The sequence below is a fragment of the Alishewanella tabrizica genome (genome assembly GCF_014652375.1).
GTDB classification, from domain to species: Bacteria; Pseudomonadota; Gammaproteobacteria; order Enterobacterales; family Alteromonadaceae; genus Alishewanella; species Alishewanella tabrizica.
Genome location: NZ_BMYR01000002.1, coordinates 263,897 through 275,812, shown reverse-complemented (window position 1 = coordinate 275,812; position 11,916 = coordinate 263,897). Strand labels below are relative to the sequence as shown.

At 46.5% G+C, this 11,916-nt stretch carries 8 protein-coding genes; 2 read left to right on the top strand and 6 right to left on the bottom strand.

Going from position 1 to position 11,916, the window contains the following annotated elements; genetic code table 11:
- Positions 1-75 precede the first annotated feature (75 nt).
- Together IE070_RS03595 and IE070_RS03590 are read left to right on the top strand one after the other, a co-directional pair.
- Entirely contained in the window at positions 76-1,053 is a 978-nt protein-coding gene (locus IE070_RS03595; RefSeq protein WP_189480542.1) for a DUF1852 domain-containing protein, read from the top strand.
- A gap of 44 nt (positions 1,054-1,097) precedes the next feature.
- Positions 1,098-2,135: a methionine synthase gene (locus tag IE070_RS03590; protein ID WP_189480764.1), complete on the top strand. Its 1,038-nt coding sequence runs from the start codon at positions 1,098-1,100 to the stop codon at positions 2,133-2,135.
- Between the two features lie 148 nt (positions 2,136-2,283).
- On the opposite strand, the gene greA is transcribed toward IE070_RS03590, so the two are convergent.
- The 6 genes from greA to IE070_RS03560 form a co-directional block, all read right to left on the bottom strand.
- Entirely contained in the window at positions 2,284-2,760 is a 477-nt protein-coding gene (gene greA / locus IE070_RS03585; RefSeq protein WP_189480540.1) for a transcription elongation factor GreA, read from the bottom strand.
- Positions 2,757-5,978, bottom strand: coding sequence for a carbamoyl-phosphate synthase large subunit (gene carB / locus IE070_RS03580; protein WP_189480538.1), 3,222 nt, complete (start codon positions 5,976-5,978; stop codon positions 2,757-2,759). The genes greA and carB overlap by 4 nt, the downstream gene beginning before the upstream one ends.
- A gap of 108 nt (positions 5,979-6,086) precedes the next feature.
- Complete coding sequence (gene carA / locus IE070_RS03575; protein ID WP_189480536.1) at positions 6,087-7,211, bottom strand: glutamine-hydrolyzing carbamoyl-phosphate synthase small subunit; 1,125 nt, start codon at positions 7,209-7,211, stop codon at positions 6,087-6,089.
- A gap of 251 nt (positions 7,212-7,462) precedes the next feature.
- Entirely contained in the window at positions 7,463-8,272 is an 810-nt protein-coding gene (gene dapB / locus IE070_RS03570; protein ID WP_189480762.1) for a 4-hydroxy-tetrahydrodipicolinate reductase, read from the bottom strand.
- 200 nt (positions 8,273-8,472) lie between these two features.
- Complete coding sequence (locus IE070_RS03565; RefSeq protein WP_189480534.1) at positions 8,473-9,627, bottom strand: iron-containing alcohol dehydrogenase; 1,155 nt, start codon at positions 9,625-9,627, stop codon at positions 8,473-8,475.
- A gap of 240 nt (positions 9,628-9,867) precedes the next feature.
- Positions 9,868-11,739, bottom strand: coding sequence for an MFS transporter (locus IE070_RS03560; protein WP_189480532.1), 1,872 nt, complete (start codon positions 11,737-11,739; stop codon positions 9,868-9,870).
- Positions 11,740-11,916: the final 177 nt, after the last annotated feature.

Below are 11,916 nucleotides of genomic sequence, written 5' to 3'. Positions count from 1 at the left end.
CGCTTGAAACGCTAATACATGCCAACAAGAGATGCCGGTTTTATTGCAGCAAATGAGTAAAATGGATAGCCAGACATGAAAAAAAACGATTTCACTTTTACCATTAAACGTATTCGTTTCGATGAACATTATCAGCCGTCGGACAGTACCCGCCTTACCACTAACTTTGCCAATCTGGCCAGAGGTGAGCGTCGCCAACAGAATTTGCGCAATGCCTTAACCATGATTAACAACCGATTTAATGCTTTAGCTAATTGGGATAACCCGAAAGGCGATCGCTATAGCATTGAGCTGGATATTATTTCGGTCGATGTCGATGTCGCGGGCAATGGCAATAGCTTCCCGTCCATTGAAATATTGCAAACCCATATTGTAGATAACAAAACCCATGAGCGGTTCGAAGGGATTGTGGGTAACAATTTTTCGTCTTATGTACGCGATTACGACTTTAGCGTGCGCTTGCTGGAGCATAACCAACAGCAAAGCCAGTTTAGTATTCCAGATAACTTTGGTGAGTTGCATGGCAAGCTGTTTAAATATTTCGTTAGCTCAGCAGCTTACAAACAGCACTTTAACAAGCCGCCGGTGATCTGTTTAAGTGTATCGGATAACAAAACCTATCAGCGCACGGAAAACCGGCATCCGGTGTTAGGTGTGGAATATCAGCCAAACGAGGCGTCGTTAACCGAGCAGTATTTTCACAAGATGGGGCTACAAGTTCGCTATTTTATGCCAGCCAACAGTGCTGCCCCCTTGGCTTTTTACTTCTTTGGCGATCTGCTTAACGATTACAGTAATCTGGAGCTGATCAGCACCATTAGCACCATGGAGACGTTTCAGAAGATCTACCGGCCAGAGATTTACAACGCCAACACCGTTGCAGGCCAGTGCTATCAGCCGAATTTACAAAATGCCGATCATTCTATTACGCACATCGTTTATGACCGGGAAGAGCGCAGCAATTTAGCCAAAGCCCAGGGCAAATTTGCCGAAGAACATTTTATTAAGCCTTATCGGGCGCTGTTAGAACAATGGTCGGCCAATTACGCATAAATGCCTTTACTAATCGCCACTTAACTCAACCGGATAACCTTGTGATGAAACATACCCTATTACCTACCTCTACTGCGGGCAGCTTACCCAAACCCGCTTGGCTGGCTGAGCCAGAAACCCTGTGGTCTGCCTGGAAATTGCAGGGCGAAGCACTCAACAGCGGCAAGCAGGACGCATTAAGCTTGGCCTTACAGCAGCAACAGCAAGCAGGTATTGATATTGTTAGCGATGGCGAACAAAGTCGCCAACACTTTGTCACCACCTTTATTGAGCATTTAAATGGTGTTGATTTTATCCATCGTAAAACAGTGAGAATTCGTGATCGTTATGATGCCAGTGTGCCCACCGTGGTTGGCCCCGTCTCGCGGCAAAAACCGGTATTTGTGGATGATGCGAAATTTTTGCGCAAACAAACCAAGCAGCTAATAAAATGGGCCTTGCCAGGGCCAATGACCATGATCGATACACTGTATGATGATTACTATAAAAGCCGAGCACAACTGGCCTGGGAATTTGCCATTATCCTCAACCAAGAAGCGAAAGAATTAGAGGCCGCTGGTGTGGATATTATTCAGTTTGATGAGCCTGCTTTTAACGTGTTTTTTGATGAGGTGAATGACTGGGGCATTAAGTGCTTAGAGCGTGCTATTGAGGGCTTAAAATGCGAAACCGCAGTACATATTTGCTATGGCTATGGCATTAAAGCCAATACCGAGTGGAAAAAAACCTTAGGGAACGAGTGGCGGCAATACGAAGCGATTTTCCCTAAACTGCAGCAATCGAATATCGATATTATCTCGTTGGAATGCCATAACTCACATGTGCCGATTGAGCTGTTAGAGCTTATTCGCGGTAAAAAAGTGATGGTGGGCGCTATTGATGTGGCAACCGATACCATTGAAACGCCAGAAGAAGTGGCAGCAACGCTCAGAAAAGCACTGCAATATGTGGATGCGGATAAGCTTTATCCTTGTACTAATTGCGGTATGGCGCCACTGCCTCGCGCTATTGCCACAGGTAAGCTGAATGCCTTGGCCGCAGGCGCCGCCATAGTGCGAAATGAGTTACAGGGCAAAAACTAAAGGTATTGTCTTTCAACAGATATCGGGCTGCGCCCCTACCTAGCAAAATCTATAGCGATACACTTACCACGAGATTTGAAAAAGGTTGTTTAAGCAAAAAGAACGCCGACATAAAGTCGGCGTTTTTAGATAACGGTAAGAAGCGCAGTTACTTGTACTGCACATTGGTTATTTCAAACTCTACCACACCTTTTGGGGTAGTAACGTTCACAACGTCATCCGCTTCTTTACCAATTAAACCACGCGCAATCGGTGAATTAACGGAAATTAGGTTATTTTTAATATCGGCTTCGTCATCGCCCACGATCCGGTACGTCACTTCTTCCTCTGTATCCAGATTCAAAATGGTTACCGTCGCGCCGAAGATCACTTTGCCGTTATTTGGCAGTTTCGTGATATCGATGATTTGTGCATTAGACAATTTTCCTTCGATATCCTGAATACGCCCTTCAATAAACCCTTGTTGCTCACGTGCAGCATGGTATTCAGCGTTTTCTTTTAAATCACCGTGCGCGCGCGCTTCAGCGATAGCTTGAATTACCGCCGGGCGCTTAACACTTTTTAACTCACTCAGTTCAAGACGCAATGCTTCTGCGCCCTGAACTGTCATGGGGATTAAACTCATCCGTTTACTCTCTTATGCAATTCCTGAACTGAATTCACGTTAGCAAAAGCACTGGCCGCATTGGCTTTTACCGTAGCAAAAGCTGCATTTAATGTGGTGGTGTAATTAACTTTATGTTGCAACGCACCGCGCCGTAGCATTTTTGAATCTTCAATAGCTTGTCGACCTTCGGTGGTATTCACAATATAGCTGTACTCGCCGTTCTTGATGCGATCAAGCATATTAGGACGACCTTCAAACACTTTATTAACTACACGACATGTAATCCCTGCTGCTGCTAAAGCCGCTGCAGTTCCGCCACTGGCGTCTAGTTCAAATCCGGTTTCTACCATGCGTTTTGCTAACTCAACCACGCGCACTTTATCGCTGTCGCGTACAGAAAGCAAGGCACGACCACCGGTTGGAATTAAGATGCCACATCCTAATTCGGCTTTGGCAAAGGCCTCTTCAAAGGTATCACCCACGCCCATTACTTCACCGGTTGAACGCATTTCTGGGCCAAGAATAGGATCAACACCTGGGAACTTGTTAAAGGGGATCACCACTTCTTTCACCGAGAAGAAAGGCGGGATAATTTCTTTGGTTATACCTTGATCCGCTAAACTACGACCTGCCATACAGCGCGCGCCAACTTTAGCCACTGCCACACCCGTTGCTTTTGACACAAATGGTACGGTGCGGGCTGCGCGCGGGTTCACTTCAATTAAGTATACTTCGCCATCTTTCACCGCAAACTGGGTATTCATTAAGCCAACAACACCTAGCTCTAATGCCAGTTTTTTCACCTGCTCGCGCATCACATCTTGGATCTGCTGCGACAAACTATGCGGTGGTAGCGAACACGCCGAGTCACCTGAGTGCACACCGGCTTGCTCAATGTGCTCCATAATGCCGCCGATCACCACCTCTTTGCCATCACAAATGGCATCGATATCGACTTCAATGGCATCATCTAAGAAGTTATCTAGCAGTACAGGTGAATCATTCGATACGCTTACCGCTTCGTTCATATAACGACGTAAATCTTGCTCATCGTACACAATTTCCATGGCACGGCCGCCTAATACATAAGACGGGCGCACTACCATCGGGTAACCAATTTCTGGAGCTTTAGCTAAGGCTTCATCAAAGCTAGTGACGGTGACGTTTTTCGGCTGTTTTAAGCCTAAACGGGTAACCGCTTGTTGGAAGCGCTCACGATCTTCAGCACGATCAATCGCATCTGGCGATGTACCAATAATTGGCACTCCGTTTGCTTCTAAGGCGCGAGCCAGTTTTAATGGCGTCTGGCCACCGTATTGTACGATAACGCCTTTCGGCTTTTCTTTACGGACAATCTCAAGTACATCTTCCAAAGTAATGGGTTCAAAGTACAAACGATCCGAGGTATCGTAATCGGTAGAAACAGTTTCTGGGTTACAGTTCACCATTATGGTTTCGTAACCGTCTTCGCGCAGGGCTAAAGCCGCATGCACACAGCAGTAATCAAACTCGATACCCTGACCAATGCGGTTTGGGCCACCGCCGATAATCATAATTTTATCGCGGTTCGTCGGTGCGGCTTCACACTCTTCGTCGTAGGTGCTGTACATATAAGCGGTGTTAGAGGCAAATTCTGCCGCACAGGTATCTACCCGCTTGTAGACAGGGTGAATATTAAAGCTGTAACGCTTTTTACGCACTTCGGCTTCGCTTACACCTAATACCGCGGCAATACGTGCATCGGCAAAGCCTTTACGTTTTAAACGCGCAATGCGTGCTTCATCTAAAGCCGCAAAGCCATCGACACTTAAAGCCTGCTCTTCTTTTACTAAATCTTCAATTTGTACTAAAAACCAAGGATCGACTTTCGTTAGCTTAAAGATATCGTCCATGCTCATGCCAAAACGGAAGGCATCAGCAATGTACCAAATACGATGAGCACCGGGTTCACGCAATTCACGAATGATCTTTTCTTTGGCTTCAGGCGCATTGATATCAATGATCGGATCTAAACCGGATACGCCAATTTCTAAGCCACGTAGGGCTTTTTGCATCGACTCTTGCTGGTTACGACCAATCGCCATCACCTCGCCTACCGACTTCATTTGCGTGGTTAAACGATCATTGGCACCCGCGAACTTTTCAAAGTTAAAGCGCGGCACTTTGGTCACAACATAATCGATGCTTGGCTCAAATGACGCAGGCGTTACGCCGCCAGTAATATCATTCGCCAATTCATCTAAGGTGTAGCCAATCGCTAACTTTGCCGCAACCTTGGCGATCGGGAAACCCGTTGCTTTAGAAGCTAGCGCTGAAGAACGCGATACCCGTGGGTTCATTTCGATAATGACCATACGGCCATCTTCTGGGTTAATACCAAACTGCACGTTAGACCCACCGGTTTCAACGCCAATTTCACGCAGTACCGCCAAAGAGGCATTACGCATAATCTGGTATTCTTTGTCAGTCAGCGTTTGCGCAGGTGCTACGGTAATAGAGTCACCGGTATGCACACCCATCGGATCAAAGTTTTCAATGGCACAGACGATAATACAGTTATCGTTTTTATCGCGTACCACTTCCATCTCGTACTCTTTCCAACCAATCAACGACTCATCGATAAGCAGTTCTTTGGTTGGCGACAGATCTAAACCTCGGGTACAGATCTCTTCAAACTCTTCACGGTTATAGGCAATACCGCCGCCTGAGCCACCCATGGTGAACGACGGGCGGATAATACAAGGGAAACCAATACTTTCTAAAACCTGATAGGCTTCTTCCATCGAGTGGGCTAAACCTGCGCGTGGACAAGCCAAACCAATTGAGCGCATGGCTTTATCAAAGCGGCTGCGATCTTCGGCTTTATCAATAGCATCGGCGGTCGCACCAATCATCTCGACATTGTATTTAGCCAACACACCATGGCGTTCCAGCTCTAGTGCACAGTTCAGTGCGGTCTGGCCACCCATGGTAGGCAACACGGCACACGGCCGCTCTTTTTCAATAATTTTTTCCACTACTTGCCAGTGAATCGGCTCGATATAGGTGGCATCGGCCATTTCTGGATCGGTCATAATGGTCGCTGGATTAGAGTTCACCAGAATAACGCGAAAGCCTTCTTCTTTTAAGGCTTTACAAGCTTGGGCGCCTGAATAGTCAAATTCACAGGCCTGGCCGATAACAATTGGGCCAGCGCCTAAGATCAGAATACTTTTAAGGTCGGTACGTTTTGGCATTGCAGTAACTCTCCGTAATTCTTTCTATGCTTATCCCCTTCATCCTTGAAGATACGGGGGGCGCTCAGTTGCCGCCTACCCGTATCTACAATGATTTTGGGTATAGACTTAGGCCTTTTGCATTAATGCGATAAAATGGTCGAACAGCTCAGAGGCTTCGTGCGGGCCGGGGCTCGCTTCTGGATGGCCTTGAAAACTGAATGCCGGTTTATCAGTACGGTGGATCCCTTGCAGGGTGCCGTCGAATAACGATTTATGAGTTGCACGTAAATTAGCCGGTAAGCTCGCTTCTTCTACAGCAAAACCGTGGTTTTGCGCCGTAATCAATACGCGCTTGGTATCCAAGTTTTGCACCGGATGGTTACCACCGTGATGACCTAAGGCCATTTTTACCGTCTTAGCGCCACTGGCCAGTGCCAGTAACTGGTGACCTAAACAGATACCAAAAATAGGAATATCGGTCTCTAAAAAGGCTTTAATGGCTTCGATAGCATAAGTACAAGGTGCTGGATCGCCAGGGCCATTGGAAAGAAAAATACCATCTGGATTTAAGGCTAGTACTTCGGCAGCCGGTGTTTGCGCTGGCACTACCGTTAATTTACAGCCGCGATCTGCTAACATGCGTAAGATATTGCGCTTTACGCCAAAGTCGTAAGCCACTACGTGAAATTGAGAGGCCGGGGCAGCTTGATGGCCTTCGCCCAATTGCCAACTTCCCTCAGTCCACTGATAAGCTTCGCTAACCGTAACCTCTTTCGCCAAATCCATACCCGATAACCCAGGGAAACCTTTGGCAAGTTCTAACGCTTTGGCTTCGTCAAGATTATCGCCCGCCATTAAGCAGCCATTTTGGGCGCCTTTTTCGCGGAGAATTCGGGTAAGTTTGCGGGTATCGATGTCGGCGATGCCGAGAATATGATTGTTTTGTAGATATTGACTAAGAGAGAGTTGATTACGGAAATTGCTGGCTAACAGAGGGAGGTCACGGATTATTAGGCCTTTCGCCCAAATTTTGCCGGATTCCTCATCTTCCTCATTCGTTCCGGTGTTTCCAATATGAGGGTAAGTAAGTGTAACTATTTGTTCTGCATACGAGGGATCAGTTAAAATTTCCTGATACCCGGTCATTGAGGTGTTGAATACCACCTCACCTACAGAAATTCCCTCGGCGCCAATGGCTGTACCGCGAAATACGGTGCCGTCTTCCAGTACGAGCAGGGCGGACTTAGTCAAAATAACCTCCAAACAGCAAAAAACGGGCGAAAACAATTGGCGTTTTACAACCCGTTTTGACCTAAAATTCTGATACCCATATTTGCCGTGCGCAAACAGTTCCCGGTTTTAGTGAAACAAACCAGGCAACGTTACGGCGTACGGGCAAACCTGACTATTCTAGGTGATTAGTGTCTTTTTGGCTATGACTTTTTTCTTTATTTACATAAATAGCGGCTTTAACACGATTTTTAGTTAAATGCCGCAAAAGTTTACGCTAACTCGGGTAAACCCAGCACTTGTTGCATGGTATAAAGTCCCGGCTGTTTATTTTGCAACCACAAAGCAGCGCGCAGTGCACCTTGCGCAAAGGTGTTTCGACTCGACGCTTTATGGGTGATTTCTAGTCTTTCACCCAGATCGGCAAAAAGCGCTGTATGATCGCCAATAATGTCGCCGCCACGTACCGTAGCAAAGCCAATAGTATGCTGTGGCCGCTCGCCAATCATGCCTTCCCGGCCATAAACCGCAACCTCATTCAGATCACGATTTACGCTTCGCGCAATACTGGCACCAATAGCCATCGCCGTTCCAGAAGGCGAATCTTTTTTAAAGCGATGATGCGCCTCTATAATTTCAATATCGGCAGTATTGCCCATCACTTTGGCCGCTGTTTGGGCTAAATGCAGCATCAAATTTACACCCACACTCATATTGGGCGCCCATACAATAGGAATATGTTTACTGGCCGCTTGGATTTCAGCATATTGCGCATCCGTAAGCCCCGTTACACCAATAATCATGGCCTTGCCTTCTGCCACACACAACTGTAAGTGCGATAGCATCGGTTCTGGCATCGTAAAATCAATCCATACCGCGGCGTTACGCACGGCATCTACACTTGTTTCCGCTAGGGGCAAACCAAAGGTGCCACAGCCAGCCAACTCGCCCGCGTCAACCCCCACCAAGGTTGAACCGGAACGCACGGTGGCGGCGGTAACGGTTAATGCCTGCTCTTTAGCAACATTAAGTAGCGCGCGTCCCATTCGACCATTCGCGCCAAAGATCCCAATGCTAGTCATCATAATTTTGCCTTATTGAAAAATAGCGCTATTAAAACAAAAGCAACGCCGATAAAAAAGCAAAACAGCCGTCTTTAAGTAAAAACGGCTGTTTGAAGGAGGTGACACGCGCGCCAGAATACCAAATGCGTTCTGGCTCAGTCGCGCTAAACTTTACGCTGGCTTATGCTGCTTTAGAAGCAGTTACCTCGCGCCCAGCGTTATAAGGCGTGTTGTAAAATAGTACGGCTTACCTCTGGCGTAATATCACCATGCTCACCCAACTTAACCATTTTATGCTGTACCAGTTTATCTACCAGCTTATCGACCACATCGGCTTTTAATCCATAATCGGTTAACCGTGTAGGTACGCCCATGCGCTCAAAAAATTGACGCGTATGGCTAATGGTTTCATCAATTAAGCGCTCTTCGTCTTGGTGCTGTAATTGCCAAACCCGCTGACCAAACTGCAATAGTTTGGCACGCTTTTGTTGCCGCTGTTGCTGCATCAATGAAGGCAATACGATGGCCAACGTTTGCGCGTGATCTAAGCCATATAATGCGGTAATTTCATGACCAATCATATGTGTAGCCCAATCTTGGGGTACGCCTTGACCAATCAAGCCGTTTAACGCCATCGTTGCAGCCCACATTACGTTAGCACGTACCTCGTAATCATCAGGCTCCGCTAACACTTTGGGGCCTTCTTCAATTAAGGTCAGCAATAAGCCTTCCGCAAAACGATCTTGTACTGGCGCATTTACCGGATAGGTTAAATATTGTTCCATCACATGCACAAACGCATCAACAACGCCGTTTGCAGCTTGCTTCGGAGGTAAGCTAAAAGTTACCGTAGGATCTAAAATAGCAAACTGCGGATACACTAGTGGACTTGAAAAAGCTAATTTCTCTTGCGTTTCGTAACGGGTCACCACAGAGTTGCCATTACTTTCGGTGCCTGTCGCAGGCAAGGTTAATACACAGCCAAGTGCCACAGCTTCAGTAATTTTGGCACCTTTAGCCAAAATATCCCAAGCATCACCTTTAAATAACGCGGCCGCAGCAACAAACTTGGCACCGTCAATAACACTGCCTCCACCAACGGCCAAAATCAGATCAATTTTTTCGCGTCTGACAATATCCGTTGCCCGCATTAAGGTTTCAAAGCTTGGATTTGGCTCTACACCAGAGAACTCAATAAAAGTACTGCCCGCTAATGCCTGAGTTACTTGATCATAAACGCCATTTTTTTTAATTGAGCCACCACCATAAATCAACAACACTTTTTGATCTGGTTTCACGAGGCTGCTCAGCTGAGCAATTTGCTCACGCCCAAAAATAATACGCGTTGGATTTTGGTAGGAAAAGTTTAACATTATGCTGCTCCAGTATAGAAAAAAACGTAAACCCCACAATGCGTTAGCTTAGCAGCCAAGCAAATTGGGATTTAGCAAATAAAGCGTAAAAACCGATTATAAACACGCAGGCTTAAGCGTTTAAGTTTCACTAACTACTCTATGGGGCTGCATCATCTTTGGATCAAGCATACGGCGCTAAACAGTCGCTAAATCGCGACGGATGGTCTTTTACCATAATACAGCGTGTTAATTTATACACTAGCGCTCATCACCTCGTAATTGCCGTACTTGCTGCTCTAGTTGCACCGCACTAACCAGCTCTGGCGCCACAGCTGGGCTGGCTTCAAGCGCAACTTTAGACCATAACCGCCCTTTAAACCGAAATGCCCCTTTGCCATAATGACTAAAGAAAGAACCCCAGAGGCCTTTTAAGGCCATCGGCACTACCGGTACAGGACTTTCGGCAATGATACGCTCGATGCCGGGGCGAAAACTGTCAATGTCACCTGTTTGTGTTAAGCGGCCTTCGGGAAAGATACACACTAAATTGCCATCAGCTAACTCGCGCTTAATCGCGGCAAAAGCCGCTTCGTAAATGGCTTCGTCTTGTTGCTTACCACAAATGGGAATTGTTCTGGCAGCACGAAATAGCCAATTTGCTATGGGTAAGTCATAAATGCCTTTATACATAACAAACCTTACCGGACGGCGCACCGCGCCTGCAATCACTAAGGCATCTACATAACTAACATGGTTTGCCACTAATACTGCCGGCCCCTCGTCGGGAATATGGGCTAAGCCCTTGGCATTTACCCGGTAAAAGGTGTGGCTTAGCAAGTAAATAACGAACCGTAAAACAAATTCAGGAACTCGGGTATAAACATAAATGGCCACAACGGCATTCATCAGTGCCAGCACCAAAAAATACTGCGGGATACTTAAGGCAAATACACTTAAAAACAGAATACCCGCAGCAGCACTGACCACCATAAAGAGCGCATTAAAAATATTATTGGCGGCAATCATTCTAGCGCGCTGCTCAGGCTGTGCCCGTTGTTGCAACATGGCATATAATGGCACAATAAAAAGCCCGCCAAATACCCCGATTAACAGCAAATCCACTAACACCCACCAACCAAAAGCCGAACTTAAAAATACCGGTAACGTCATTAACTCCGTGGCAAGCTGCTGGGGAGAACTCACATATAAACTGATACCAAATACAGTTAAGCCAATAGAGCCTATAGGCACCAGGCCAAGTTCCACTTTTTCGCCTGATAAGCGCTCGCACAAAAGAGAACCGATTCCTACACCCACTGAGAAGGCCACCAATAACGCGGTGACGACCGTGTTATCACCACCCAATACCGTTTTGGTGAAATTTGGAAATTGCGTGAGATAGCTGGCACCTAAAAACCAAAACCAGCTAATGGCCATAATGGCTAAGTACAAGGTACGATTTTGATAACTGATTTTGACGGTTTCAACACTTTGCCGCCAAGGAGCGAACTGAAAACGTGGCCCGCCAGCAACGGCGCCGACTTTAGGGATCGCTTTACTCGTCAGATACCCCAACACAGCAAATACGACGACTAACCCGGCAATCCATGGCAAGGCATTATCGATACCTACCAACAAACCGCCAACAATGGTCCCGAGTAAAATGGCGATAAAGGTGCCCATCTCTACCCACGCATTACCCGCTAACAATTGTCTATCCGTTAAAAGTTGCGGCAAAATCGCGTATTTTACCGGCCCAAAAAACGCAGATTGTGTTCCCATCAAAAATAACAACAGCAATAAACACAGATACTGCTCAAACAAAAACGCGGCAGCCGCTAGCAACATTAACGCAATTTCTACTAGCTTTAAACGTTGGATCAGGGTGGTTTTACACACACTATCAGCCAAGGTACCTGCGGTGGCTGAAAATAACAGGAAAGGGAGAATAAATAAGCCGGCAGCTAAATTCATACTCACATCAACGCTCCAAGGCATAGCACTGGCAGCGGTAAAGGTGAGCAGGAGCATTAGCGAATTTTTGAACACGTTGTCGTTAAAGGCCCCCAAAGCTTGAGTAAAGAAAAAGGGGATAAAGCGTGTTGACATCAGTTTAGGTCCTGTAGCCATACGGGCTCCCTGCAGCAGTGAAATATCAAAATAGGAATATAAGTTATTACATTAACGTATGTGACTTTTTATCCATAGTACACTAACGTTGCACAGTTTCCAGTAGCCAAAAACATAGCGGCCTGTAAGCGTATTTTTATCCATAACACGTTCACCTGTTGGGGTGATGATTATGCA